The sequence below is a fragment of the Arthrobacter sp. NPDC057013 genome, assembly GCF_042674585.1.
GTDB lineage: Bacteria > Actinomycetota > Actinomycetes > Actinomycetales > Micrococcaceae > Arthrobacter.
The window spans coordinates 26,980-51,570 of sequence record NZ_JBHUSE010000028.1 but is presented as its reverse complement, the minus strand read 5'-3'; the positions used below and the strand labels follow the sequence as shown (position 1 = coordinate 51,570).

General features: G+C 68.7%; 21 protein-coding genes. 7 read left to right on the top strand and 14 right to left on the bottom strand.

What is annotated here, in order from left to right:
- Positions 1-100 precede the first annotated feature (100 nt).
- Both ACFTSA_RS22950 and ACFTSA_RS22945 read right to left on the bottom strand, forming a co-directional pair.
- Complete coding sequence (locus ACFTSA_RS22950) at positions 101-1,462, bottom strand: class I SAM-dependent RNA methyltransferase (protein WP_377954301.1); 1,362 nt, start codon at positions 1,460-1,462, stop codon at positions 101-103.
- Positions 1,459-3,435: an APC family permease gene (locus tag ACFTSA_RS22945; protein WP_377954300.1), complete on the bottom strand. Its 1,977-nt coding sequence runs from the start codon at positions 3,433-3,435 to the stop codon at positions 1,459-1,461. Before ACFTSA_RS22945 ends, ACFTSA_RS22950 begins: the two co-directional genes overlap by 4 nt.
- Before the next feature lie 95 nt (positions 3,436-3,530).
- Here ACFTSA_RS22945 and ACFTSA_RS22940 point away from each other — a divergent pair, with 95 nt between their 5' ends.
- Both ACFTSA_RS22940 and ACFTSA_RS22935 read left to right on the top strand, forming a co-directional pair.
- Complete coding sequence (locus ACFTSA_RS22940; protein WP_354261616.1) at positions 3,531-4,202, top strand: TrkA family potassium uptake protein; 672 nt, start codon at positions 3,531-3,533, stop codon at positions 4,200-4,202.
- The gene (locus ACFTSA_RS22935; protein ID WP_377954299.1) at positions 4,203-5,072 is read left to right on the top strand and encodes a potassium channel family protein; all 870 of its coding nucleotides are present in this window, start codon (positions 4,203-4,205) and stop codon (positions 5,070-5,072) included.
- On the opposite strand, the gene ACFTSA_RS22930 is transcribed toward ACFTSA_RS22935, so the two are convergent.
- The 4 genes from ACFTSA_RS22930 to dut form a co-directional block, all read right to left on the bottom strand.
- A complete protein-coding gene (locus ACFTSA_RS22930) occupies positions 5,042-5,797 on the bottom strand; it encodes a DUF3159 domain-containing protein (protein WP_377954298.1) in 756 nt (251 codons plus the stop codon). The genes ACFTSA_RS22935 and ACFTSA_RS22930 overlap by 31 nt on opposite strands.
- Positions 5,794-6,123 (bottom strand): hypothetical protein, encoded by a 330-nt coding sequence (locus ACFTSA_RS22925; RefSeq protein WP_377954297.1) that lies wholly within the window; start codon positions 6,121-6,123, stop codon positions 5,794-5,796. The genes ACFTSA_RS22930 and ACFTSA_RS22925 overlap by 4 nt, the downstream gene beginning before the upstream one ends.
- Positions 6,116-6,829 carry a DUF3710 domain-containing protein gene (locus ACFTSA_RS22920; protein WP_377954296.1) on the bottom strand — a complete coding sequence of 238 codons (714 nt, stop codon included), beginning with the start codon at positions 6,827-6,829 and terminating at the stop codon, positions 6,116-6,118. The genes ACFTSA_RS22925 and ACFTSA_RS22920 overlap by 8 nt, the downstream gene beginning before the upstream one ends.
- 74 nt (positions 6,830-6,903) lie before the next feature.
- The gene (gene dut / locus ACFTSA_RS22915) at positions 6,904-7,449 is read right to left on the bottom strand and encodes a dUTP diphosphatase (RefSeq protein WP_377954295.1); all 546 of its coding nucleotides are present in this window, start codon (positions 7,447-7,449) and stop codon (positions 6,904-6,906) included.
- Between the two features lie 77 nt (positions 7,450-7,526).
- Here dut and ACFTSA_RS22910 point away from each other — a divergent pair, with 77 nt between their 5' ends.
- Positions 7,527-8,015, top strand: coding sequence for a DUF3093 domain-containing protein (locus ACFTSA_RS22910; protein WP_377954293.1), 489 nt, complete (start codon positions 7,527-7,529; stop codon positions 8,013-8,015).
- 15 nt (positions 8,016-8,030) lie between these two features.
- On the opposite strand, the gene ACFTSA_RS22905 is transcribed toward ACFTSA_RS22910, so the two are convergent.
- A complete protein-coding gene (locus ACFTSA_RS22905) occupies positions 8,031-8,330 on the bottom strand; it encodes a DUF4193 domain-containing protein (RefSeq protein WP_377954292.1) in 300 nt (99 codons plus the stop codon).
- Positions 8,331-8,589: 259 nt separating this feature from the next.
- Here ACFTSA_RS22905 and sepH point away from each other — a divergent pair, with 259 nt between their 5' ends.
- Positions 8,590-10,086: a septation protein SepH gene (sepH, locus tag ACFTSA_RS22900; RefSeq protein WP_377954291.1), complete on the top strand. Its 1,497-nt coding sequence runs from the start codon at positions 8,590-8,592 to the stop codon at positions 10,084-10,086.
- 3 nt (positions 10,087-10,089) lie between these two features.
- On the opposite strand, the gene ACFTSA_RS22895 is transcribed toward sepH, so the two are convergent.
- From ACFTSA_RS22895 to ACFTSA_RS22880, 4 genes are all read right to left on the bottom strand, one after another.
- A complete protein-coding gene (locus tag ACFTSA_RS22895) occupies positions 10,090-10,818 on the bottom strand; it encodes a thymidine kinase (protein WP_377954289.1) in 729 nt (242 codons plus the stop codon).
- Positions 10,811-12,061, bottom strand: coding sequence for an alkaline phosphatase family protein (locus ACFTSA_RS22890; RefSeq protein WP_377954288.1), 1,251 nt, complete (start codon positions 12,059-12,061; stop codon positions 10,811-10,813). The genes ACFTSA_RS22895 and ACFTSA_RS22890 overlap by 8 nt, the downstream gene beginning before the upstream one ends.
- A gap of 1 nt (position 12,062) precedes the next feature.
- Complete coding sequence (locus tag ACFTSA_RS22885; RefSeq protein ID WP_377954287.1) at positions 12,063-12,803, bottom strand: DUF5998 family protein; 741 nt, start codon at positions 12,801-12,803, stop codon at positions 12,063-12,065.
- A 78-nt stretch (positions 12,804-12,881) separates the two neighbouring features.
- Positions 12,882-15,572, bottom strand: a complete 2,691-nt coding sequence (locus tag ACFTSA_RS22880; protein WP_377954286.1) for a GNAT family N-acetyltransferase — start codon at positions 15,570-15,572, stop codon at positions 12,882-12,884.
- A 56-nt stretch (positions 15,573-15,628) separates the two neighbouring features.
- Between ACFTSA_RS22880 and ACFTSA_RS22875 the strand changes: the two genes are divergently transcribed.
- Together ACFTSA_RS22875 and ACFTSA_RS22870 are read left to right on the top strand one after the other, a co-directional pair.
- Positions 15,629-18,145: a DNA topoisomerase (ATP-hydrolyzing) subunit A gene (locus ACFTSA_RS22875; RefSeq protein ID WP_377954285.1), complete on the top strand. Its 2,517-nt coding sequence runs from the start codon at positions 15,629-15,631 to the stop codon at positions 18,143-18,145.
- A gap of 9 nt (positions 18,146-18,154) precedes the next feature.
- On the top strand, positions 18,155-18,673 hold the full coding sequence (locus ACFTSA_RS22870) for a DinB family protein (protein ID WP_377954284.1): 519 nt from the start codon (positions 18,155-18,157) through the stop codon (positions 18,671-18,673).
- 19 nt (positions 18,674-18,692) lie between these two features.
- Here ACFTSA_RS22870 and ACFTSA_RS22865 read toward each other — a convergent pair whose 3' ends face one another.
- A complete protein-coding gene (locus tag ACFTSA_RS22865) occupies positions 18,693-19,712 on the bottom strand; it encodes a GNAT family N-acetyltransferase (protein WP_377954282.1) in 1,020 nt (339 codons plus the stop codon).
- 86 nt (positions 19,713-19,798) lie between these two features.
- On the opposite strand from ACFTSA_RS22865, the gene ACFTSA_RS22860 reads away from it, so the two are divergent.
- The gene (locus ACFTSA_RS22860) at positions 19,799-20,029 is read left to right on the top strand and encodes a zinc-ribbon domain-containing protein (RefSeq protein ID WP_377954280.1); all 231 of its coding nucleotides are present in this window, start codon (positions 19,799-19,801) and stop codon (positions 20,027-20,029) included.
- A 37-nt stretch (positions 20,030-20,066) separates the two neighbouring features.
- Here ACFTSA_RS22860 and cydD read toward each other — a convergent pair whose 3' ends face one another.
- Positions 20,067-23,534 carry a thiol reductant ABC exporter subunit CydD gene (gene cydD, locus ACFTSA_RS22855; protein ID WP_377954278.1) on the bottom strand — a complete coding sequence of 1,156 codons (3,468 nt, stop codon included), beginning with the start codon at positions 23,532-23,534 and terminating at the stop codon, positions 20,067-20,069.
- A gap of 5 nt (positions 23,535-23,539) precedes the next feature.
- The gene (gene cydB, locus ACFTSA_RS22850; protein WP_377954277.1) at positions 23,540-24,589 is read right to left on the bottom strand and encodes a cytochrome d ubiquinol oxidase subunit II; all 1,050 of its coding nucleotides are present in this window, start codon (positions 24,587-24,589) and stop codon (positions 23,540-23,542) included.
- Positions 24,590-24,591: the final 2 nt, after the last annotated feature.

The following is a 24,591-nucleotide window of genomic DNA, read 5'->3' as shown; positions in this document are numbered from 1 at the left end:
TGCTAGTTAGGGCAGCCTAATTAGTGCAGGCAGTAACAAACTGCGTGGTCAGCCGGGAACACGGGCGCGACATGGGACTACGAGCCCCATAGTAGTGGCATCAGCCGCGGGGAGTCAGCAGTGCCACAGTCTCCAGGTGGTGGGTGTGCGGGTACAGGTCGAACGCCCGCAGACCGGCCAGCTCCCAGCCGCCCTGCTGGAAGTAACCAATGTCGCGTGCGAACGACGACGGGTCGCAGGAAACGTAGGCAATGGCGCGGGGCTTTGAGTCGATCAGCTGGCTGACCACGGTCTTGCCGGCACCGGCCCGCGGCGGGTCGAGAATGAGGGCGTCGAACTGGCGGGGCCGCTGGCGGAGCACCCGTTCCACCTTGCCCTGCACGATCTCCACCTGCGGTGCACCGTGCAGGTTTTTCCGGGCGTCCCGGCTGGTGCCGGGGGCGCCCTCCACCGAGAGCACAGACCCGGTCTCCCCCACCGCGTCGGCCAGCGGGGCCGTGAACAGGCCCGCACCGGCGTACAGGTCCGCCACCGCGGCGCCGGGTTCCAGGAAACCGCCGTCGTGGAGGAATCCGGTGACCGCGCCCACAAGGGTTTCCGGTGCGTCCCGGTGGATCTGCCAGAACCCGGCGCCCGTGACCCGGTAGTCGTGGCCGGCCGCAGATTCCTGCACCCAGGTCCGGCCGCGGAGCTGCAGGGTTTCGTTCTTGAGGGGGTCGTAGCTGGCCACGGACACGTCCACGGGAAGCTGGGACAGGATGGAGTTCAGCCGTTTGGCGCGCGTCCCGGGGGCCGGGGCGAGCAGCACGAGCGGCCGCGAGCCGTTGGCGGGTGCGGCCACCTCCACCCGCTCGATGCCCTGAAGGTCTACATCCCAAAGCCGCAGGGCATTGATTCCGTCGACGGCCAGCGGCATCTCCTGCACAGGGATCACCTGGTCGGAGCGGTGGGCGTGCATGCCCAGCCGGCCATTCTTGGTGACGCCAAAGCTGGCGCGGGTGCGCCACCCAAGTCCGGCCCCGCCGTCGTCCGTTATCCCGGAACTTGCTGCTCCGACCGCTTCCACGTCCGGGGAAAGTTCGACGGCGGCCAGCCGCCGGAGCTGCTCGGCCAGCACCTCCGATTTGAGGCTCCGCTGGCGTTGCAGGGACACGTGGCCGAGTTCGGCGCCGCCGACCGGCGGGCGACCGTGGGCCCAGGAGCCGGCGGAGTCGGCGGTCCGCCAGAAGTGCGGCACCCGGTCCGGCGAGGCATCCAGGACTTCAACAACGTCCGCGCGCCAGAACTTGGCCTTCTCCTCGGCGTCGGTGAGCCGGACCCGCACCCGCTCCCCCGGGATGCCGTGGCGGACGAAGACCACGCGGCCCTCGTGCCGGGCCACGCAGTGTCCGCCGTGGGCCACGGGGCCGACGTCGACCACCAGTTCGAGTCCGGTGGAGGTGGTCTGGGTGTCCGGGCTCATTGAATGTCCTGCAGTCTCTTGGCTTCTTCGGATGATTTGAGCTGCCAGGGGACGCTGGCAACCATGACGCCCGGCTCAAAGTGGAGCCGGGTCTTGATGCGGAGGGCTGTCTGGTTATGCACCAGCTGCTCCCACCATTTACCCACCACGTACTCGGGGATGTAGACCACGATCAGGTCCCGGGGCGAGTCCCGGCGCATGTTCTTGATGTAGTCCATGATCGGCGTGACCGTCTCGCGGTAGGGGCTGGCGAGGATGGTCAGCGGAACCGGGATCTCCAGTTTCTCCCAGTCGGCGAGGGTGTGGGCTGTCTCCTCGGGGTTGATGTCCACGGTGATTGCGTCCAGCCGCGACGGCCGGGACGCCCGTGCATAGGCCAGCGCCCGGAGCACGGGCTTGCGGACATGCGACACCAGCAGCACAGCGTGCACGCGGGTGGGCAGGGCGCGCGGCGAGGAGTCCTCGTCCACCGCCAACTCCTTGGCCACGTTGTCGTAGTGGGCGCGGATGCTCCACATGATGAGGAACAGGACGAACATGGCGAGCAGGGCAATCCAGGCGCCCTGCTCGAACTTGGTGATGAGCACGATCGCCAGCACCAGGGCGGTCATGCCGAAGCCGATCATGTTGATGGTTCGCGACTTGAGCATCCGGCGTTTGACGGCCTTGTCCTTGGCCAGTTTCAGCTCCCGGCCCCAGTGCCGGACCATGCCCAGCTGGCTGGCCGTAAAGGAGATGAAAACACCGACGATATACAGCTGGATGAGCTTGGTCACATCCGCGTTGAACGACAGGATGAGCACCAGCGCGCCGGCGGCCAGGGCAAGCACGCCGTTGCTGAAGGCGAGCCTGTCGCCGCGGGTGCGCAGCTGCCGGGGCAGGTAGCCGTCCTGGGCCAGGATGGAGCCCAGCACCGGGAAGCCGTTGAAGGCGGTGTTGGAGGCGAACACCAGGATGACGCCGGTGGCCGCGACCACGATGTAGAACGGAATAGAGCCGGAGCCGAAGATGGTCTGCGCAATCTGGCTGATCGCCGGGTTCTGGATGTACCCCTCCGGAAGGGGCCGGCCGTTGAGCAGGAACTCGGTGGCCGGGTCCAGCACGATGTGCACCTTGGTGGCGTTGGCCAGGTAGATGATCCCTGCCAGCATGGCCGAGGCGATGATGCCGAGCAGCAGAAGGGTGGTGGCCGCGTTTTTGCTCTTGGGCTTTTGGAAGTTCGGCACGCCGTTGCTGATGGCCTCCACACCTGTCAGTGCCGCGGCGCCGGAGGAAAAGGCGCGCAGCAGCAGGAACGCGCCGGCAAGGCCTACGAGTCCCTGGTCGAAGTCGGGTGAGGGGACGATCGTGAACGCCGCCGACGGCGCCTGGCCCAGCTGGCCGGTCACGGCCTGGAAGATCCCGACGACGGTCATGCCCAGGATGGAGGCCATGAAGATGTACGTCGGCACCGCGAAGACGCTGCCGGCCTCCTTGATGCCGCGCAGGTTGACCAGCGCCAGGATCACCACGCCAATCGTGGCGATGAGTGCCTGCTGTCCATGCAGGGACGGGATGGCAGTAGTGAGGTAGGTGGCCGCCGAGGACATGGACACGGCGACGGTCAGGACGTAGTCCACCAGCAGGGCGGACGCAACCGTCAGTCCCGCGTACTTTCCCAGGTTCTCGTTCGCAATCTCGTAGTCACCGCCGCCGGACGGGTAAGCATGGACGTTCTGCCGGTAGGACGCCACCACAGTGAGCAGGACCACCATGACGGCGAGGCCGACGAGCGGGGAAATGGTCACCGCGCTCACGCCGGCCAGGGCCAGCGTGAGGAGAATCTCATCGGGGGCGTAGGCAACGGATGACAATGCATCCGAGGCGAAGATGGGGAGCGCGATCCTCTTCGGCAGGAGGGTGTGGGCCATCCTGTCGTTCCGGAAGGGCCTTCCCACCAGCACGCGCTTCACGGCATTCAGAATTGTCAGCACCACACAAAGTTAGTCTGATTCGCACGCGATGTCATGGCAGGTTTCCGGCGGTAGAGTCTTACGGAGCAGTCGGCGAACAGTTGAGGAGAGAACGCGTGGCGCACTTCGTGATCATGGGTTGTGGACGCGTTGGGGCCACCTTGGCGCACACGCTCGAGGATGCCGGCCATTCGGTGGCCATCATCGACCAGGATGACCGCGCCTTCCGCCGCCTCCGCTCGGGCTTCACCGGCCGGAAAGTCACCGGCGTCGGCTTTGACCGCGACACCCTGAAGCAGGCCGGCGTTGCGGACGCCTATGCCTTCGCGGCCGTGTCCAGCGGCGACAACTCCAACATCCTGGCCACCAGGGTGGCACGCGAGACATTCCATGTGCCGCACGTGGTGGCCCGCATCTACGACCCCGGCCGCGCCGAGATCTACCAGCGCCTGGGCATCCCCACGGTGGCCGCGGTGCGCTGGAGCGCCGACCAGGTCCTGCGCCGCATCCTTCCCGAACAGCACCTCGCCGGGGACTTCCGCGACCCGTCCGGCCGCCTCGTGCTGGCCGAACTGGATTTGCATCCCGAATGGGTGGGCCATCCGGTCTCCTCCATCGAAAAGGTGGCCGACGTCCGGGTCGCCTACCTGACCCGGTTCGGCGAGGGGATGCTGCCTGCCGCGGGCACCTCCTACCAGGACGGCGACACTGTGCATGCCATGCTGCGGGTGGACCGCACGTCCGAAGTCGCCCACATCCTCGCCAAAGCACCCGCCAAGGAGTCCTAAGTGAAAGTCGTCATCGTCGGGGCCGGAAGCGTCGGCTCCTCGATTGCCCGCGAGCTGCTGTCGCACAAGCACGAGATCCTGCTCATTGACCTCAAGCCCGAAGTGATCGGGCGCAGCGGCCTGCGCGGGGCGCACTGGCTGGTGGGCGACGCGTGCGAGCTGAGCACCCTGCAGGACGCCAAGCTCGAGGACGCCGACGTGGTGGTTTCCGCCACCGGAGACGACAAGGTGAACCTCGTCGTCTCCCTGCTGGCCAAGACCGAGTTCGGCATTGGGCGCACTGTGGGGCGCGTTAACAACCCGAAAAACGACTGGATGTTCAACGACTCCTGGGGCGTGGACGTTGCGGTGAACACACCGCAGCTCATGACTGCGCTGGTGGAGGAAGCCGTGGAGATCGGCGACCTGGTCCGGCTGCTGACCCTGCAGACAGGTGTGTCCTCCATCGTCGAGTTCACGGTGCCGCATGACTCCCACGCCATCGGGCTCACGGTGGGTGCCATCGACTGGCCGGACGACTCCACGCTGGTGGCCATTCTGCGGGACCAGGCACCGATCACGCCCAGCCGGGACGACGTCATCGATGGCGGCGACGAATTGTTCTTCGTCACCACCATCGCGGCCGAAGACCAGCTGCGCGAGCTGCTGTCACCCAGTTCAGGTGAAGGGCAGGCGTCAGGTGAAGCGCAGGCGTCCGGCGGACAGCAGGAGTCAGGTGAAGGGCAGGCGTCCGGCGGACAGCAGGAGCCCGGCAGCCCGGCGCAGGGCGGAGCGGCCACGGTCGGGGCGCCGGCAACCGCAGACCAACCGGGCCGGACAGATCAGGTGGCCCGGACAGATCAGCTGGATGACGACGGCTTCGACGGCTGACCGTCGGGCGTTGCCGCTGGCCGCGTGACGAGCCAGGCGATCCACACGCCGAGGATGTACAGCGGTGCACCCATGATGAGCCTGGTGGTGGCCAACGCCGCCAGCCCGTCCGGACCCATCAGGTACAGGGGAACCTGAACCAGCAGGCGCAGCGCCAGAACGCCGACGATGATCCACGTGCCCAGCCGGTAGGCGCGGACCCGGGCCGGGTCCTTGCGCCAGTCCAGGCCTTCGTTCCGGATGAATCCGAACAGCAGGCCGGCGATCGGCCAGCGGACGGCGATGGAGATGACCATGGCCACGATGTAGGCCGAATTGGTCAGGAATCCCGGGAGGTAGAAGTCCTCGGCTTTGCCGGTGGTGTTGGCGAGCCAGGCTGAGATGCCCACACCGACGACGCCGGCCAGCGCCTGGGTCAGCGGGCGGCGCTGCACGAGCCGGACCACGGTGAAGACGGCTGCGGTACCCAGCGCGGCTATCAGCGACGGCGTGAGCGCGGTGGTGGCGGTGAAGGCGATCAGGAAGACGAGGCCGGGCAGGATGCTCTCGGCGATTCCCTGGTAGCCGCCGGCGCTCTTCAGGACGTCGATGCGGCCGTCGTGCGTGCGGTGCAGTCCTGCCTTGGACGCGTAGTCCTCGGCCAGCCCTGCAAAACCCGGGGTTTCCGGTGCGGGCTTGGGTTCTTCGCGGCCCGGTCCCGAATCAGGGTTCTCAGGCAAAGTCATTGGTTCTCCTGGCGGGACAGTATCTCGTAGCGGGGGTTGAACATGGTGGGCATGCCTTCCTTTACGGTCAGCATGCCTTCGAGCCTGAGTTCCGTCCCGGCGTCGATTCCCGGAATGCGGCGGCGGCCCAGCCAGATGACACGCAGCCGCCCGCGCCGCTCCGCGGGAAGGGTGTCATGGTCCGAGACGATGGCCGCGAAGGCTGCCACCTCTGAGGCGGGCGCGTAGGTCACCGATTCGATGAATCCGTGGCACAGGGCGCGCCCGCGCTCCGGCAGCCCGCGGATGGGTACCGCCTGGTCCTGCGGGCCGCCTGCATCAACCAATCTGGGTGATCTCCGGCCCGCGCTCGGGCTGCTGGAGGTCCGGCGCTGCGGGAGGCACGGGTCCGGCAGCGTCCTTGGGCAGGCGCAGCTGCAGCAGGTCCCTCGGCGGCATGGGGTTCTCGCCCCGGATGACCACGATCTTCCGGAACAGGTCCTCGAGGCCGGCGGCCGCTTCACGGTCCAGCGCGGCCTCGCCGCCGAAAACGCCGCGGAGGAACCAGCGGGGGCCGTCGACGCCGACAAAGCGGGCGACGCGGTAACCCTGGCTGCCGTCCGGGGCGCCGGCCGGGAGCTTGGCCACGAGTTCGACGCCGTAGTCCCCCGGGATTTCCTCGACCTGGCCGCCCTGGCCGCCGACAGACTGGCCGATCTGCTCACGGATCTCGTCCCAGAGCCCTTCGGAGCGGGGTGCGGCGAACGCCTGCAGCTGGAGGCTTGACCCCTCAAGGTCCATGGTCACGGCGACAACGCGCTGGGTTGCTTCCTCGACTTCAAGCCGCAGCTGAAGTCCTTCGCGCGGGGCGATGAGCAGGGCGCCGAGGTCCACGTAGCCGTCGCGGCTGCTTATCTCGGAGACGTCGAAGGGACCGTTGGCCCTGCGGTCGTCCGCAGCATTCTCGGCCGGATCCGGGGTGGCGTCCGCCTGGACGTCCTCCAGTTCTGCCGATTCCTGCCTCTTGGCTTTCTTGCCCCGCCCAAAAACCATGCGTTGTCTCCTTAGTTGTGATCGTGTCGCGCGCCCCGAAAATGCGGGTGTGCGGCCCAGCCGGTGGTGTGCCGTTACGTGCCCGGTACGGCAAACCCGCCCGTGGAGCCGAACCCGCCGGCACCGCGGACAGAGTCGTTAAGCTCCCCCACGGCGACGAACTGCGCGTGCTCCACGCGCTGGATCACCATCTGTGCAATTCTATCGCCGCGCCGCAGTTCAATGGCCTGCTCGCGGTCGGTGTTGAGCAGCGTCACCGCGATCTCCCCGCGGTATCCGGCGTCGACGGTTCCGGGGGCGTTCACCACAGTGAGCCCGTGCTTGGTGGCGAGGCCCGAACGGGGGTGGATGAGGGCTACAAAACCGTCCGGCAGGGCGATGGCTACACCGGTGGGGACGAGCCGGCGCTCGCCCGGCTCCAGCACCACGTCCTCGCGGGCCCGCAGGTCCGCTCCGGCGTCACCGGGGTGGGCGTACGACGGCGCTTCCAGGCCGTCGTCGAGCATTTTCAGCTGCACCTGTACGGTGGGTGCTCCGAACTCCGCCCTGGGCGGCTGGGCAGTGGCAGTCGCGGGGGTCTGCTGGGCGAGGGATGTCATGGCCGTAGATTCGTCAGTCACAGTCCCACACTCTATCGTCCGCGCTCTGGCTCCTCCTATTGCAGTACGGCCTCCTGCTGGCCACTAAGCTGGTGGGCATGCCCGAATCAAGCGCCGCCGTCCCTGCCCGCACCCCGTCCTCACCGGACGAAACCGTTGTTTTCTCCGAAAAGCTGTGGCCTGGCGCGTGGATCTGGGTGGTCGCGGTCGGGATCGCATCGGCAGGCATCCTGGTCTTCGCCCCCATCAGCCTGGCGGCGGGCTTCACGGCAGCAGCTGTGCTGTTCGCCATTGAGGCAGTGCTGCTGGTCCTGTCCACGCCGTCGGTGACGGTGACCACGCGGACCCTGCAGGTGGGCCGGGCCAGCATCGAACGCGGTCTGGTCGGCGGGGCTGCGGCGTACCGCGGCAAGGAAGCGACGGCGGAGCGCGGGACTCGACTGAACGGCCTGGCCTACCTGTGCATCCGCGGGTGGATCGACCCGGTGGTCAGGATCGAGATCGCCGACCCGTCGGACCCGACGCCCTACTGGCTGACCTCCACGCGCCGTCCGGAGGAACTCGTCGCTGCGCTCAACGGCGCCTAGCCTTAATAGCCGCGCCTAGCCTTCACAGTCGCGGCAGTACAGCAGCCCGTTCTTTTCCAGGGCGATCTGGGAGCGGTGCCGGACCAGGAAGCACGAGGCACACGTGAACTCGTCGGCCTGGGCGGGCAGGACGCGGACCAGCAGCTCCTCACCTGACAGGTCGGCTCCAGGCAGCTCGTAGCCTTCGGCGAGATCGGACTCGTCTTCCTCCACCACTGCCGTCGGTTTCTCGGCACGGCGGGTCTTCAGCTCTTCAATCGAGTCCTCGCTGAGGTCCTCTTCGGACTTCCGCGGCGCATCATAATCAGTCGCCATGGCCTGCTGCTCACACTCCGTTGAATCGCTCGAATGATTCATCCGGGACAACGCCGGATGAACCTGGTTTGTGCCCGGTACGCGCACATTTTTCTCCAGGCTGCGCGGAAAAGCCAGAGCCCGGACCAACGCCACTCCCCTGCCTCGTCCAGGAGCCCGAAACTCCCGGAATATCGCGGCGCGCCCTCTGCCCTAACGGGAAAAGAGAGTGCGGGGTGGCAGAGTTTCGAATGATAGTAATGCCAGGGTGGAGGATTGTATGCAGGATCTACGGCTTGTAGGCGTCCACGACGACGGGGAGCATCTCCTGTTAAGCGGTACCGCCGGCGCGATGTTCCGGCTGCCGATCAATGAGGCGCTCAGGCTGGCCGCCAGCCGGCCTTCCGCGCGCCCGTCCGCGGGTCCTCCCGTTCCCATGTCTCCCCGCGACATCCAGGCAAAGATCCGCAGCGGCTCCACCGCTGCCGAGGTTGCCGCCGCCTGCGGCATGCCGCAGGAAAAGGTGGAGCGGTACGAAGGGCCGGTCCTGGCCGAACGCGCGTACATTGCACAGCAGGCCCAGAAGGTGGAGGTCGCCTCCCCCGCACCGGGGGCCGACGTCTACCGGTCGGCCTTCGGCGACAACCCCGCCACCCTCGGTGACATGGTGGCCCACCGGCTCACCGCCCACGGCATCCTGTCCACGACGCTGGAGTGGGACTCGTGGCGCCGCCCGGACGGCACCTGGACGGTGGTGGCCAAGTTTGAAACCGCAGCCGGTGGCCACGCGAGCATCGGTGAAGAACCGCCCGCGATGTGGACGTTCAACCCCACCCGCAAGTCCCTGCAAAACGCGAACCGCTGGGCCCAGCAGCTGAGTGAGCTGGAGCCGCTGGACGGGCCTGTTCCTGCCCGCCGGCTGTCCGCCGTGTCCGACAGGCCTTTCGACTTCGAGACCGACGCGGAGGCAGCGGCCCGCAGCGGCGTGGGCGCCGCTACTGGTGCGAGCCCAGACCAGCAGAAGGACCCGGACGGGCTGTTGGACATGCTGCGTTCGCGGCGCGGCCAGCGGCTTGGCGTCGATGAGGACAGCGACGACGCCCTGGCGATGCTGCTCGCAAACGGAGTGCCGGCCGCCCACCCGCGGGCAGAGGAACCACCTGCCGGCATGGAGCCGGAATCGCCGGCCGATGGTTCCTGGCCGGCAGATGATTCCGGGCACCCTGATGATCCGATACATGACAGTGCGGACCAGGAGCCGGAGCCCGAGGAGAACGACGACGACGACGGCGCCGAGGCTCCGGCGGCCGAGTTCACTCTGGCCCGGCGGCGTGACGGCCGCCCCTCGATGGTCTCCCGCCTCAACCTGGTACCCCGGCACGAGGATGCCGACGACGAGTCGCTGAAGCTTCACGACGGCGTCAGTACCAACACGCGCGAAATCACCATCGTGCCCGGCCGCACCGTCGCTTCCAGCAACCCTGCTCCGGCCAAGCCCGGGGAGTCCGACTCACCGGCGCCGCCTCCTCCCGGCCCGGTTACCGGCCGCCCTGCCAACCCGGGCCTGGACGAACTCCTGGGCCGCGGCAATGCCCGCCGCCGGCTGGAGGGGAACCGCTTGGAAGGAAGCCGTCTGGACGGAACCCGGCCGCAGCCGGGGCACGGGGCACCCCGCGCCGATCAGGACCGGGACGAACCGGAGCGCCAGCCGTCCCGGCCGAAGCGTTCAAGTGTTCCCAGCTGGGACGAGATCGTCTTCGGCACACGCGGCGACTGAGAACTAGCTACGCTTTTTACCAGCACCGTGCCACAGGCAGGCGTCCACCTCGAACGGGAGCAGCTCGTCCTGCTGGGCGATGATGCTGGCGCCATGGGCGGTGACCCGGCGCATGAAGTGCCGCCGGCACAGCGTTTCGTAGCCCACCACCGGCACATAGTCTGCATCGCTGTCCTGAGCGCCGGCCGCAGGATCAACGGCCATGTCCACATCGCCGACCACCACCTGGGCACCTTCGGTGACCATCACGCCGTCGACCGTCCTGGCGTTGTGGGTGGCGCGCCGGCCGCACCAGCACAGAGCTTCAACCTGCAGGACCTGCACGCGGTCAGCGAGTTCAATCAGGCGCTGCGATCCGGGAAAGAGGCGGGTCCGGAAGTCCGCGGTGATGCCGAAGGCAAAGACGTCCACCTCGATCTCGTCCACCACGCGTGCCAGCTGCTCCACCTGCGCGGCCGAATAGAACTGTGCCTCGTCGCAGATGAGGTAGTCCACCCGGATCCCCTGGGTGCGGCGGAGCACCACTTCGTCCCAGAAGTCCGTGGTGTCGACCACTTCCACGGCCTCGGCCTGCAGTCCCAGGCGGCTGGAGATCCGGGATTCGCCGGCGCGGTCGTTGCGGCTGAAACGCACCCCGCCGCGGCCGCGGGCACGGTGGTTGTAGTCCATCTGCAGGGCAAGGGTGGATTTGCCGGAGTCCATGGTTCCGGAGAAAAAGACCAGCTCAGCCACGGGTGCCCCGCCGCCCGCCTGCCTTGCCGGATGTTGTCCTGCCGGACGCCTGAAAACTGAGCAGCGGGACTTCGCGTTCGGTCTTGGTCAGGGAGCCATGCTGGCCCACGACCTCCATCGCCGTAGGGCGCACCCGGCGCGTGTCGTAGAACGCCACAGCATCCCTGGCTGCCACCATCACGTCTCCCACCCGTCCCATGACCTCGGGGCGGACCCTACCGAAGAGCCCGGCAGCCACGGCTTCCTCCCGGGTGAACGCCCAGATCCGCCCGCCGAAGCGGGCGCGCCACGCCGCCAGCAACCGCTCCCGCGCGACAACGCCGGCGTCGTCCTCCAGGTACAGGTGCACCATGCGCGGTTCGCCGGCCGTGTGCCGGACGCCGTCCACCAGGGCGGCGTCGGCGGCGTAGTCGAGTCGCTGGGACTCCGGGACGTCCAGCATTCCGTGGTCGGCGGTGACCAGCACCGTAGTACCGGCCGGGAGGGATGCGTCCAGGCGCTTGACGGTCGCGTCCAGTTCCTCGAGCTGGTGCTCCCACTCGGGTGACTGCGCGCCGTACCGGTGGCCGGCCTTGTCCAGGTCGTTCACGTAGAAGTACATGAGGCCGGAATCCGCGTTCGCCATGGCCTCGGCCGCCGCCGCGGTGCGGGCATGGGAGGTGGTGCCGGAGACGAAGGTGCCGCCGCGCAGCGCCGCCTGCGTCATGGGCGAGCCGCCGAACTGCGGCAGGCTGACGGTGGTGACCGCCACGTGTTCGGAGGCACGTTCGAAGACCGTGGGGAACGGCTGCCACTTCTGCGGGTCAACGGCGGCATCCCAGTTGCCCAGCATGTTGACCACCTTGTCCTGGTCCGGATCCAGGACGTCATATCCCACCAGTCCGTGCTGGCCGGGAGCGAGTCCCGTGCCCAGGCTGGCGAGGGAGGCTGCGGTAGTCGACGGAAACGCGGAATCGAGCCACACGGGCACGGCCCCCTGCCCCTGCTGCAGGACGCCGCGGAGGAAGGGTGTGTGAGCCGTTTTCTGCTTGAGCAGCCCGCGTCCCAGCCCGTCGGCCAGGACCACGCACACGCGCTTGGTCTGTGGGAGGCCCAGGACGTTCTCGAAGCCCGGCACGCCGAGGCTGGCGGCCGCGCTGCCCAGCACCTCGGCCACGGAGCGGCGGCCGTAGGCCGGCGCGGCGGGCCCGGGTTCCGTTGCAGTTCTTGCGGAGTCTAAAGAATCGTTTGGCTGTTCCTGCATCTCAGCGCTTGTGCCCGCGGCTGAGCCGGTTGGCAAAAACGCCCATGCGGGGACGCGGGTGGGTGGCCGACGGCGCATGCCGTACCGGCGTGGGCGATCCGGTGTTTACCGCGCGCAGGGCACGGGCAAAAAGCTTGGCATCCTGGACCGCCTGCAGGCCATCCGCTTCGGCGCTGATCCGCAGGACGATGTCCTCCTGGGCGATGGTGCCGCTGTAGCCGTGGTCGGCCTCGCACTGCGGGTCGCCGCAGCTCGCCGGTCCCATGTCCAGGCGCTGGCCGCCGGACCAGGCAATGGAGAGGGTGACCTCGCGGACCGGGTCCGAAGGCTTGTAGTTCTGCGGCTGGGCGTACATGTAGCTCAGGACCACCGAACGGATCTGCGCGACGGGAACGGATTCGGTGGAAATCTGCGCCACGATCTGCTCGCCGGCCTCGTCGAGCTGCTGGTCGTCCACGTGCGTGATCACCAGCATGTCCTCGGTGAGGACCAGGACGGTGATGTGCCGGCGGACCTCGGCGCGGTCGAAGTGCGTCTCGAGGTGGACCAGGTGTGCGAGGCAGTCCCGGCCGTCCAGGGCGTCGTCCACCACGTCGGCCACCAGCAGAGGGTAAAAGCCGGCCTGCTGCAGGGCGCCTTCGAGGCTCTGGCCCTGCACGCTGTGGTTGTGCGGGCTGTGGTGGAAAGCCTGCGGGCTGTGGTCGGGCGCTTGAGGCTTCGAGGTGGGAGGCTGGGAGCTCATTTCCCCATTTTCACAGATCGGTGTGGCACACGCTAACCAATGGGCCGGGATCGCCTGCCCTGCGGCAGCACCCGGAGCCTAGCTCCGCATGGCCCGGCGGGCGCTGTCGGTGCGCTGGGCCGCGTTCCCGATCCGCACGTCGGCGGCCAGGATGAACGCCCCCTGGGGCGTTGCCAGGACCGGGTTGAACTCGACCAGCGCGATCTCCGGGTGCGCGTCCTTGAGCCGTGCCAGCCGCGCGGCCACTTCCTCGAGGGCAGAAACATCGACGGCGGGCAGTCCCTGGTAGCCGAACAGCTTCCGGGACGCGCGCGGGCTGCGGATGAGGTCGCGGAGGTCCGCGCCGGAGAGCGGCGGCGCCCGGTGCGCCCAGTCGTCCAGCAGGTTGACCGCGTCGCCGGCCAGTCCGAAGGACACAACGGGTCCCAGCAGGGGGTCCTCGATGGCGCGCAGGGTGCAGGCCTGGCCCACCGGGGCCATGGTCTGGACCTCCAGGGACGCCGGGCCGTAGGGCTCCAGCGCCCGCCGCATCTGGAGGATGTTCAGCCGGAGGGAATCCGCGTCCTGGATGTCCAGCCGCACCCCGCCCAGGTCCAGCCGGTGGCGCAGTGTGGGATCTGTGGTCTTCAGCGCCACCGGCCAGCCCAGCCTGCCGGCCGCCGCCACGGCTTGGTCCTCCGTATCGAAGCCTTCGGAGGGCATGACCCTGATTCCGTAGTGCGCCAGCAACCGCGCTGCTTCTTCAGGCCTAAGCTGCTTGAGCTGCTCGCCGCGGACGTCGGCCAGCAGGTTTTCGAGGTCCGCGTGTGCGGCGTCGGGGTCGCACCCGTCGGGATCCACGAAGAGGCCTTGGTCCCGTTCCGCCCACTCGGCGTACCGCACCACGGCGGACAGGGCGGCCACGGCCGTCCCCGGGTTCGAGTAGCAGGGCACGGGCGCCGTGTCCCGGCCCTCCCCCACCATGCCTTCCACGTAGACCGACGGATCGAGGATGCCGGTGAAGGCCGCCACCACCGGCTTTCCGGCCTCGGCCGAGGATTCTGCGAGCTCCCCCGCAATCTGTTCCACGGTCAGCCCGCGGGCCGGAAGGAAAGCAACCACGGCCGCGTGGACTGCCTCCTTGGCCAGGACCTCGCGGAGCCTGTCCCGCAGCGCCGGCAGGGCACGGGACAAGCCGGCGTCCAGGTCCAGCTCCGTCACGAGCTCCTCAACGCCCAGACCATGGGAGACGGCGCTGTCCGCCACCACTTTCCCCAGCGCCCCGGAGTTACTGAAGACTGCCACCCCGGCCCCCTTGGGGAGCGGCTGCGCGGAGACGATCTGCGCCACGTCCATGAGCTGTTCGATGGTCTCCACCCGGATCACGCCGGCCTGGCGCATCATCGAGTCCAGCGCATCGGCGGGGGCCTGTGTGGTGCGCACGGCATGGCCGGGCGGCAGCTGCAGGCCCATGGAGGTGGACTTGGCCACGATCACCGGCTTGGTCCGCGCGAGCCGGCGGGCGATGCGGGAGAATTTGCGGGGGTTGCCGATCGACTCCAGATACAGGCCCACGGCGGTGGTGTCGGCGTCGTCCTCCCAGAACTGCATCATGTCGTTGCCGGACACGTCGGCCCGGTTACCGGCCGACAGGAAGGTGGAGATGCCGGCGCGGCGCCGGCTGGACGCCGCATACAGCGCCACCCCGATGGCTGCGGACTGGCTGAACAGCCCCAGGCCGCCGCCGCGGGCCAGGCTGGGCGCCATGGAGGCGTTCAGGGACACGGCAGGGTTGGTGTTCACGATGCCGAGGGACGCCGGGCCGATGACGCGCATCCCGTTGGCCCGCGCCTGCCGCACCAGCTCCCGCTGCCGGGCAAGTCCCCGCTCACCGTCCTCGGTGAATCCGGCCGAAGCCACCAGGACGCCCTTTACGCCGGCGGCCGCGCACTCATCCACCACCTTGGGAACTTCCTCGTAGGGCACCGCGACAATCGCCAGCTGCACCGGCCCGGGCACCTCGGAGAGCTTGCCGAAGGACAGCATGCCGGCCAGCTCAAAGGCTTCGGGGTTGATGGCGTAGACGGGACCGGTGAAGCCGCCTTCGATGATGTGCTGCAAGAGCTGGTACCCCACGGTCCCCCACCGCCGGCTCGCGCCGATCACCGCCACCGACGACGGCGCCAGCAGGTCCTGCACGCTCCTCGCCTCCGCGCGGTGCTCCCGGGCTTCCATCACCGCACGCGATTTGTCCGTGGGGTCGATGTTGAACTCAAGGCTCACCACGCCGTCGTCGAAATGGCGTTTGACGTCGTACCCGGCATCGGAGAAGACCATCAGCATCTTGCGGTTCTCGGGCAGCACCTCGGCGCTGAACCTGCGGATCCCATTTTCCCGGGCCGCCGCGGCGAGGTGCTCCAGCAGGATCGAGCCAATGCCCCGGCCCTGGTGGGCGTCGGCGATGTTGAAGGCCACCTCGGCCTCGGCGGGATCGTCCAGCCGGTCGTAGCGGCCGATGCCGATGATGTCCCCGCCGATGGTGATCACGAAGGCCACCCGGTCCCGGTAGTCCACCTCGGTAAAACGTTTGAGCTCGCGGCTGGAAAGCCGCTCTTTGAAGGCGAAGAAGCGCATGTAGATGGAGTCCTGCGATTGCCGTGTGTGGAAGGTCTGCACGGCGTCCGCGTCGGTGGGGTGGATGGGGCGCAAATGCGCTGTTCCGCCGTCCCGCAGAACGACATCGGCCTCCCAATATTCCGGATATTCGCCGTCCCCGGGCTGATCCACCATAGGCTTAGCCTAGCTAAACCTCCCGAAGTGCACCCCAAAAAGGATCCACCAGCCCCATGGCACGCCGCCAAACACGCACCCCCGCAGGGGAAACAGTCCAGGACTACACCGAAAACATCGTTGACATCGACGTGACTTCCGAAATGGAAGGCTCCTTCCTGGAGTATGCGTACTCGGTCATCTACTCCCGGGCACTGCCCGACGCCCGCGACGGCCTGAAGCCCGTCCAGCGCCGCATCCTCTACATGATGAGCGACATGGGCCTCCGTCCGGACCGGGGCCACGTCAAGAGCGCCCGCGTGGTGGGAGAGGTCATGGGCAAGCTCCACCCGCACGGCGACACCGCTATCTACGACGCCATGGTGCGCATGGCCCAGGACTTCTCGCTCCGGCTCCCCCTGATCGACGGCCATGGCAACTTCGGTTCGCTCGACGACGGCCCGGCGGCGCCGCGGTACACCGAGGCCCGCCTGGCGGCGGCTGCACTCAGCATGACGGACCACCTCGACGAGAACGTGGTGGACTTCGTCCCCAACTACGACAACCAGCTCACCCAGCCGGAGGTCCTCCCCGCGGCCTTCCCCAACCTGCTGGTCAACGGCACCACCGGCATCGCGGTCGGCATGGCCACGAACATGGCGCCGCACAACCTGGTGGAAGTCATCGCCGCCGCCCGGCACCTCATCGCCAACCCGGACGCCACGCTGGAAGACATCATGCGTTTTGTCCCAGGCCCCGACCTGCCCACCGGCGGCCGCATCGTGGGCCTGGACGGCATCCGGGACGCCTACGCCACGGGCCGCGGCTCCTTCAAGACCCGCGCCAAGGTGGAGGTGGAGCAGCTCTCCGCCCGCCGGACCGGCCTCGTCGTCACCGAGCTGCCGTACATGGTGGGCCCGGAAAAGGTGATCGAAAAGATCAAGGACGCCGTCAACAGCAAGAAGCTGGCGGGCATCAGCGACGTCGTTGACCTGACCGACCGCAAGCACGGCCTGCGGCTGGTCATCGAGCTGAAGAACGGCTTCAACCCGAACGCCGTGCTCCAGCAGCTCTACCGCTACTCGCCGATGGAGGATTCCTTCGGCATCAACAACGTCACCCTCGTGGAGGGGCAGCCGCAGACATTGGGCCTGCTGCAACTGCTCACCGTGTATGTGGACCACCGCATTTCGGTGGTGCGTCGCCGGACGGTGTTCCGGCTTGGCAAGAAGAAGGACCGCCTGCACCTGGTGGAGGGCCTGCTCATCGCCATCGTGGACATCGACGAGGTCATCCAGATCATCCGGTCCTCCGACGAGGCCTCCGCGGCCCGCGAGCGGCTGATGTCCATCTACGACCTCTCGGAGATCCAGGCCAACTACATCCTTGAGCTCCGGCTCCGCCAGCTGACCAAATACAGCAGGATCGAGCTGGAGAAGGAGCAGGACGAGCTTCGCAAGGAGATCGCCGAGCTGGAGGCCATCCTCGAATCCGATCAGCTGCTGCGGGAGCTGGTGTCCGGCGAACTCGGCGACATCGCGGAGAAGTACGGCACACCGCGGCGGACGGTACTGCTGGAGTCCGAGGCCGTCGCCCCCACGGTGGCCAGCGCCGCCGGAGTCGAGGGCAAGGCAGGCGTCAAGGGCAAGTCCGCTCCGCTGGCCCTGGAGATTGCGGACGACCCGTGCTGGGCGATTCTCACGGCCTCCGGGCAGATTGCCCGGACCGCAAACCAGGACAGCCTGGCCGAGGCAGGACCGCGCTCCAAGCACGACGTATTCCGCTCGGTGGTCAAGACGTCGGCCCGGGGCGAGATTGCCGCCGTCACCTCCCAAGGGCGCATGCTCCGGATCCAGGTGATGGACATGCCCGTCCTCCCGCCGGTCTCCGGGCTGCCGAACCTGGCCGGAGGCGTTCCGGCCACGGACTTCATCACGCTCGTTAAGGGCGAGTCCCTCGTGGCGTTCGCCCCGCTCGACGAGGTGCTCGCGATCGGTACGGCCCAGGGCGTGGTTAAACGAGTGCAGCCCGACTATCCCCTGAACCGCGAGGACTGGGAAGTGATCACGCTGAAGGACAAGGACACAGTGGTGGGCGTGGCGCCGGCAGGGTCCGACGACGCCGACCTGGTGTTCCTGACGCGGCAGGCACAACTGCTGCGCTTCAGCGCCGCCGTCGTCCGTCCGCAGGGCCGGACGGCCGGTGGCATGGCGGGCATCAAACTCGCCGCCGGCGACCAGGTGGTGTTCTTCGGCGCGGTCGCCCCCGGCGACGAGGCCGCCGTCGTCGTTACCATTTCCGGCACGGAAGGTGCCCTGCCGGGCACCGCCCCCGGGGCAGCCAAGGTGACGGCCTTCGCCGAATACCCGGCCAAGGGGCGGGCCACCGCCGGGGTCCGGGCGCACCGGTTCCTGAAGGGCGAGGACACGCTGCTGCTGGCATGGGCCGGCCACGGTCCGGCCAAGGCGTCGTCATCGGCAGGGGTGGCCCGCTCGCTGCCCCAGGAGCACGGCCGGCGCGACGGCTCGGGAATCCCGCTCTCGCAGGCGGTGGACGTGATCGGCCCGAGCATGGCCTGGCCGGAATCCGCCTAGACTACTGCCATGCCTATCGTTCCGGATGAAAAGGACTGGACCTGGGTCCTGTCCCGCCCCTGCCCCCAGTGCGGCTTCGACGCGTCTGCGGTCACGCCGTCAACGGTTCCCGGCAGCGTCGAAAACATGCTGCCGCGCTGGCGGGCCGTGCTCCGGCGGCCCGACGCCACCGAGCGGCCGGACAGCAGCACCTGGTCCGCGCTGGAGTACGCCTGCCATGTCCGGGACGTGTTCAGCCTCTTCGACCGGCGCCTGAACCTGATGCTCACCGAGGACGACGCGAAGTTCGAGAACTGGGACCAGGACCAGACGGCGGTGGACAGCGACTACGCGAACGCCGACCCCGCGGTGGTGAGCGCCGAACTCACCACGGAGGGTGAGCAGGTGGCAGCTTCCTTCGCCAGGGTGCAGGAGTCGCAGTGGGGCCGGACCGGGCTGCGCAGCAACGGCTCGGAGTTCACCGTCCTGACGCTCGCGCAGTATTTCCTGCACGACGTCGTCCACCACCTGGCGGACGTGGACGGCTGACGTCTCACCTCCGTCCCGGTCAGAGGACCTTGTCCCAGGCCAGGCTCGTGCTGACCGGGGCGTAGCCCATCTTGCGGTACAGCGCCATGGCACCGGTGGGGTTCTCGGAGTCCACATCCAGGGACGCCTTGTCCATGCCCGCGGCTGCGAATCGCCGCATGGCGTCGGCCAGGAGCGCCTGGGCGATGCCGCGCCCGCGGAATTCCCGGCGGACGCCCAGCAGGTCCGTGTAGCCCTCGGTGAACCCGCGCGTCACGGCGGTGTCCGGATCGTGGCTGGCCAGCTGGTAGCCGACCACCTCACCGGTGCTGCTCGCGAGCACCACTGCGCTGAGATCCGGCCGGGCCAGGGGGTCGTTGACCACGAACCCCCAGGCCTCCTCGTCCCGTGGTTCGCTGCCCCAGTGGTCGGCGAAGACCTGGTTGTGGGCCAGGCGCACGGCTTCGCTCAGCTTTGGTTCCATCGGCAGCAGTTCCAGGCCGTGGCCGAGGGGTGCTTCGGGCAGCGGAGCCGACAGGGGACGGTGCATCTCGTTGTAGTAGCGGACCACCTCGTACCCGGACGCCTCCAGCAGGGCGCACTGGTGCTGCTGCTTTTGTTCGATGAAGATCCGCAGCCGCGGTACGGACGCTGCACGGTCCTGGCTTTCGCGGCCTGAATCCCTACCGGAATCCTCTGCGAACCGCTGACGGGTCCGCGCCTCCAGCCAGGACAGAAGGGCTGAGCCCACTCCGCGGCGCTGCCACTGCGGGTCCACGGCACAGAATCCGTGCGCCTTTGCCCCATCCCTGTTCTTGGTGAGACGGGCGTACGCCCGGGGAACACCGCCGGCATCCAGGCCAAGCACGGTGTTGGGTCCCACCGGGTTGTTCCTGGACTCCATGATCTGTTCCAGGTCCGCACGCCGCTCGAACCACACCGGCTGCTCAGCGGCGGCGGTCCGGGCGATCAGCGCGGCCCAGGAGTCGAGGTCCCCTTCCGATACGGGCCGCCACTGCAGGTCCGGAAAGTCCACCGCCGCCGCGTGATGGTGCGTCATGGGAACAGGCTAGCCGTCCGCAAGAGCGGCAGGAAGCCGTAGGCTGGGTCATGACCGGGCGCGTTGCCTGACCAGAAAGGCAGCTGATGCTCATTCTCTTCGGATTCAAGACGGTTCAGAAGCTGCTGCCGGGCAGGTCGGCCGCCTGCCGGTATTGCCGTGTGTTCGCCCATCAGCACATTGAGGAGCGTGCCACCAAGTTCACGCTGTTCTTCATTCCGGTTTTCACGACCTCCCGCTCCTACCGGATCACCTGCTCGAACTGCGGCGCCTCGTCGGTGGTCAACGGCCGCCAGAAGCGGGCCCTGGTGGGATAGGCCCGGCTGAGCCGGCCGCGGGCTGGCCCGGCTGAGCCTAGCCCGGCCGGACGGACGCCATCACGGCAGCCGCCGCGGGCCGGTGTTCGGGGCGAAGGTCCAGGAGCGCATCGTCGGGGCTGATGTCGGCCGGGTTGTGGGTCACCAGCACTACGGTGCGCGACGCGAGTCCGGCGCGCAGGTCGGCGATCAGCGCACGGCCGGATTCGGCGTCGAGGTGGGCCGTGGGCTCGTCCAGGAGGATCACGTCGGCCTGCGTCATGAGCGTGCGCGCGACTGCGAGCCGCTGCCGCTCACCACCGCTGAGGAATGCCCCGCCGGGTCCGATGCGGGTATCCAGGCCGTCTTCCAGCCGTGCCAACAGGGGCGCCAGGCCAACCGCGTCCAGCGCTTCCCGCATCACCTGCTCGGTCTCCGCTGAAGACCCCGCGCCGGGCTCCTGCCGCGGGCTGCCGAGCAGCAGGTTGCCGCGGACCGTCGAATCGAAGAGGTGGGCCTCCTGCGGGCACCACGCCGCGGTGCCCGTCACCGCGATGCGGCCTTCGCGGGCAGGAAGGAAGCCCAGCATTACTGCCAGCAGCGTGGACTTGCCGGCACCGGACGGTCCGGTGACCGCCAGCCAGCGCCCGGGCTCGGCCACCGCAGAAAGGCCCCTGAAGACGGCACCGCCTCCTGGCCACGCGGCCGACAGCCCGTCCAGCTCGACGCCCTGCTGCCCGAACTCCCGCGGACGCGGCCGGGAAGGCTGCCCCGAATCCCTGCCGGTGCCGGGTTCGCCCCGCTGCAGCACGCCGGACTCACCGACCCGGCGCAGGACGGCACGCAGCGCCGGAAACTGCCGGACCGCCGTCGTCATGGCCCCAAAGGGTTCGGCGAGCGCCAGCTGCAGAAGGACCAGGACGCCGACGGTGGTCGCCGGCAGGGACCCGGCCTGCACCAGTGGAGCCGCCAGCACGGCACTGTAGAGGGCGGCGGCGCCGCACGCGGCCACGCTGAGTGCCTGACCGAGCCCTTCAGCCCAGGCCGAACGCCGGGCCGCGGCGGTGGCGTCACGGTCCAGCGCACGGATGCCGTCCAGAACCGGCTCCGTGGCTCCGTTCGCGTGCAGTTCCGCCCTGGCGTCGAGGGCCGCGGCGACCCGCCGGAGAACCCCGGAGCGCAGCCGCTGCTCGGCCTGTGCCGACATCCGGTCGGCGAGCAGGGCGGCGGCGGGCGCGGCCAGCAGGCTTACCAGGGCTGCGGCGAGCACTGCCGGCAGGGCCGCCGGAAGCAGCCAAGCCACCGAACCGGCAGCAGCCGCGGCCACCGCCACGGCGGTAACCGGCGGCAGCACCACCCGCGGGAGCAGGTCCCGGACGGTGTCGACATCCTCAATGACGGCACCCAGCACATTGCCGCCCTGCAGCAGCCGGCGCAGGGACAGCGCCCGCTGGCTGAGGGAGGCCCAGAGGCCGCCGCGCAGCTTCGTCAGCGAGGCAAACACAGCTTCGTGCAGGAGGAGCCTTTCCCAGTAGCGCAGAACGGCGCGGCCGATGCCGAAGAACCGGACACCGACGATGGCCGTCAGGAGGTACATGATGGGCGGCTGCTCGCTGGCGCGCAGGATGAGCCATCCGGACAATCCGGAAAGCGCAACGGCAAAAAGGGCCGCCAGCGCGCCGACCAAGCCTGAGGCGGCGAACCGTCCGCGGACGGGCGCCAGCAGCCGGGCGAGCATACCGGCGGTGCGCCCAGGGCTGACCTGAGCCCCGGCGCCAGTGAATCCAGCCGTCGTGCCGGGAACGGCAGGGCTGGCCGAAGCGTGGGCACTGGCGGGAATTCCGGTGCTTGACTCAACAGGGGCCGAAGTTTCACCAGCGGCCCCGGCTCCACGGCCGGACAGGCGCACGATCCTGTCGGCGAGTTCCCTCGTCTGGCGGTCGTGTGCCACGAGGATCACGGTGGCACGGCCACGCAGCGCACGGATCGCGTCGTGTACCCGGTTCGCCGAGTCCCGGTCGAGGTGCGCAGTGGGCTCGTCCAGGAGCAATACCGTGGCGCCCGCCTCGATGCGGGCCAGGCCGCGGGCCAGGGCAACGCGGCGCAGCTCGCCAGGGCTCAGTTCGGCGGGGTGCTTGTCCGCCAGATGGTCTGCGCCGACGGCCGCGAGGCATCGCAGCACTTCCCCGGCCTGTGCTGCGTTGGCCCCGGATGCTGCCCTGCCGGCTGCTGTTGCTGCTGCCAGTGATCTGCCCGCCGTAAGATACAGCAGCACTTCCCCGCGCACGGTGTCCGCCACCATCACGGGGTGCTGCGGCACCCAGGCCACGCCGCCCGCCGTGAATCCTTCAAGAGTTCCGGACACAGCGGTGCCGGCGCCGGTTCCGACCGTGCCGGCGAGAACTCCCAGCACAGTGCTCTTGCCCGCCCCGCTGGGACCATCAAGCGCTGTGACCAGTCCGGCCGGCGCCGAAAAGCTGAGAGGCCCGACGGCGGGACCCTGTCTTCCCGGATAACTCACGGTAAGGTCGCGGACAGTAAAGCTCGCCGGCTTTCCGCCAACCGAAGCCGGACCCGGCCCAAGCCGTCGCGGCTCCGGTGCGTCCAGCACCGCCGTCGTTTCGGCAAGGGCTGCCCGGCCGTCGTCGCTCGCGTGGTGGGCGGTTCCCAGCTCACGCAGCGGAAGGTAGCAGTCGGGGGCGAGGATGAGCGCCAGCAGCCCTGCCTCCAGCGCCATGTCGCCGTGGACGAGCCGGACGCCGATGAACACTGCCACCACGGCAACGGAGATGGTGGCGATCAGTTCCAGTGCGAGCGCGGACAGGAATGCCGTCCGCAGGGTGCCCATGGTCCTGGACCGGTAGTCCTCGGACATCTCCTCCAGGGCGCGGCGCTGGGCGGCGGCGCGGCCGAGACCCACCAGCACCGGAAGCCCCTTGGCAAGTTCGAGCATGTGCCCCGAGAGCCGTGACAGTGCGGCCTGGGCATCCCGTACCTTGTCCTCGGTGTAGCGGCCAATCAGCACCATGAACAACGGGACCAGCGGCACCGTCAGCACGATCACCACGGCACTGACCCAGTCGGCGAACAGGATCCGGGCGCCAAGCAGCAGCGGTATGGCCGCACAGTTCACCAGCGCGGGCAGGTACTGCGTGTAGTAGCTGTCCAGGGCATCCAGGCCGCGCGTCGCAAGCACCGCCAGGCCGCCGTCGGAAGGGCCTGCAGCACGGACGCCGTTGCGCAGCGCGGTCTCCAGGAGCTGCGCCCGCAGCTCCTCCTTGACCCCCAGCGCGGCCCGCCTCGCGGCGACGCCCTGGGCCCAGACTGTCACCGACCGCAGCACCACGCCGGCCGCACCCCAGCCCAGCTGGTCAGCCCACGCGGGGTCCTGCGTCATGAGGCCGGCAAGGACGGACGCGACGGCCTGTCCCATGAGCACCAGGGACAGGGCCTTCAGCGCAGCCAGCAGGCCCAGTCCGTAAAGGGCGCGGCGGGTGGACGGTCCGGACGGGAACTGGGGTTTCAATGCGGTCAGTCTTTCCTGATCAGGGCTTTCGCAGCCACCGCGGGCAGGAAGCTGTGTGCCTCCGGGATGTGCGCGGCGCTGACGCGGCGGCGGAACACCCAGTACGTCCAGGCCTGGTAGGCGATCACCAGCGGCAGCCCGACGCACGCCACGATGCTCATCAGGCCGAGGGTGTAGTCCGAGGATGACGCGTTGGCGATGGTGAGGTTGAACGCGGGGTCGATGGTGGACGGCAGGACCACCGGGAACACCGCACCAAAGATGGAGGCCGAGCCGCCCAGCAGGAACACACCGGTCGACAGGAAGGCCCGGCCTTCGTTCCCCTTCCGCGCCTGCGCCCAGGCCACCACAGCCGCGGCCACTGCCACCGCAAGGACAGCAAGCGTCCAGGCTTTCCCGCTGAGGACCTGCACGCCTACGGCCCAGCCGGCCATCGGGAGGAGCAGCACGGGAAGCAGCCGGACGAACCACTGCCGCGCACGGTGCCGGACGTCGCCGTCGGTCTTCAGGGCCAGGAACGCCAGGGCGTGCAGCAGCGCGAAGCAAGCCACCGCCAGGCCGCCCAGCACGGCGTACCAGCTGAACCAGGAGAACGGGCCGCCGTCACGGTCACCGTTGGCGTCCAGCGGCAGACCGGTGGTGGTCAGACCCAGCGCGGCACCCACGCCGAAGGCGGCAAGAAAGGAGCCGACGGCGATCGCCCAGTCCCAGGTGTTGCGCCACCGGTCGGTGTCCACCTTGCCCCGGTATTCGAATGCCACCGCCCGGAAGATCAGCGCGACCAGGACCAGCAGCAGCGGCAGGTACAGGGCGGAGAACAGGGAGGCGTACCAGAACGGGAAGGCGGCGAAGGTGGCGCCGGCGGCGGTCAGGAGCCAGACTTCGTTTCCGTCCCAGACCGGCCCGATCGTGTTGAGCAGCACGCGGCGCTCGGTGTTGTTGCGGGCAAAGATCTTCATCAGCATCCCGACGCCCAGGTCGAAGCCCTCCAGGAAGAGGTAGCCGGTCCACAGGACCGCGATGGCAATGAACCAGATGGTTGGCAGCAGTTCCATGC

Excerpts from the sequence above, each read along its gene's own strand:
- ACFTSA_RS22950 (WP_377954301.1), bottom strand. The coding sequence starts at position 1,462 with ATGAGCCCGGACACCCAGACCACCTCCACCGGACTCGAACTGGTGGTC.
- ACFTSA_RS22930 (WP_377954298.1), bottom strand. The coding sequence starts at position 5,797 with ATGACTTTGCCTGAGAACCCTGATTCGGGACCGGGCCGCGAAGAACCC.
- ACFTSA_RS22920 (WP_377954296.1), bottom strand. The coding sequence starts at position 6,829 with ATGGTTTTTGGGCGGGGCAAGAAAGCCAAGAGGCAGGAATCGGCAGAA.
- ACFTSA_RS22910 (WP_377954293.1), top strand. The coding sequence starts at position 7,527 with ATGCCCGAATCAAGCGCCGCCGTCCCTGCCCGCACCCCGTCCTCACCG.
- ACFTSA_RS22905 (WP_377954292.1), bottom strand. The coding sequence starts at position 8,330 with ATGGCGACTGATTATGATGCGCCGCGGAAGTCCGAAGAGGACCTCAGC.
- sepH (WP_377954291.1), top strand. The coding sequence starts at position 8,590 with ATGCAGGATCTACGGCTTGTAGGCGTCCACGACGACGGGGAGCATCTC.
- ACFTSA_RS22890 (WP_377954288.1), bottom strand. The coding sequence starts at position 12,061 with ATGCAGGAACAGCCAAACGATTCTTTAGACTCCGCAAGAACTGCAACG.
- ACFTSA_RS22885 (WP_377954287.1), bottom strand. The coding sequence starts at position 12,803 with ATGAGCTCCCAGCCTCCCACCTCGAAGCCTCAAGCGCCCGACCACAGC.
- ACFTSA_RS22880 (WP_377954286.1), bottom strand. The coding sequence starts at position 15,572 with ATGGTGGATCAGCCCGGGGACGGCGAATATCCGGAATATTGGGAGGCC.
- ACFTSA_RS22875 (WP_377954285.1), top strand. The coding sequence starts at position 15,629 with ATGGCACGCCGCCAAACACGCACCCCCGCAGGGGAAACAGTCCAGGAC.
- ACFTSA_RS22870 (WP_377954284.1), top strand. The coding sequence starts at position 18,155 with ATGCCTATCGTTCCGGATGAAAAGGACTGGACCTGGGTCCTGTCCCGC.
- ACFTSA_RS22865 (WP_377954282.1), bottom strand. The coding sequence starts at position 19,712 with ATGACGCACCATCACGCGGCGGCGGTGGACTTTCCGGACCTGCAGTGG.
- ACFTSA_RS22860 (WP_377954280.1), top strand. The coding sequence starts at position 19,799 with ATGCTCATTCTCTTCGGATTCAAGACGGTTCAGAAGCTGCTGCCGGGC.
- cydB (WP_377954277.1), bottom strand. The coding sequence starts at position 24,589 with ATGGAACTGCTGCCAACCATCTGGTTCATTGCCATCGCGGTCCTGTGG.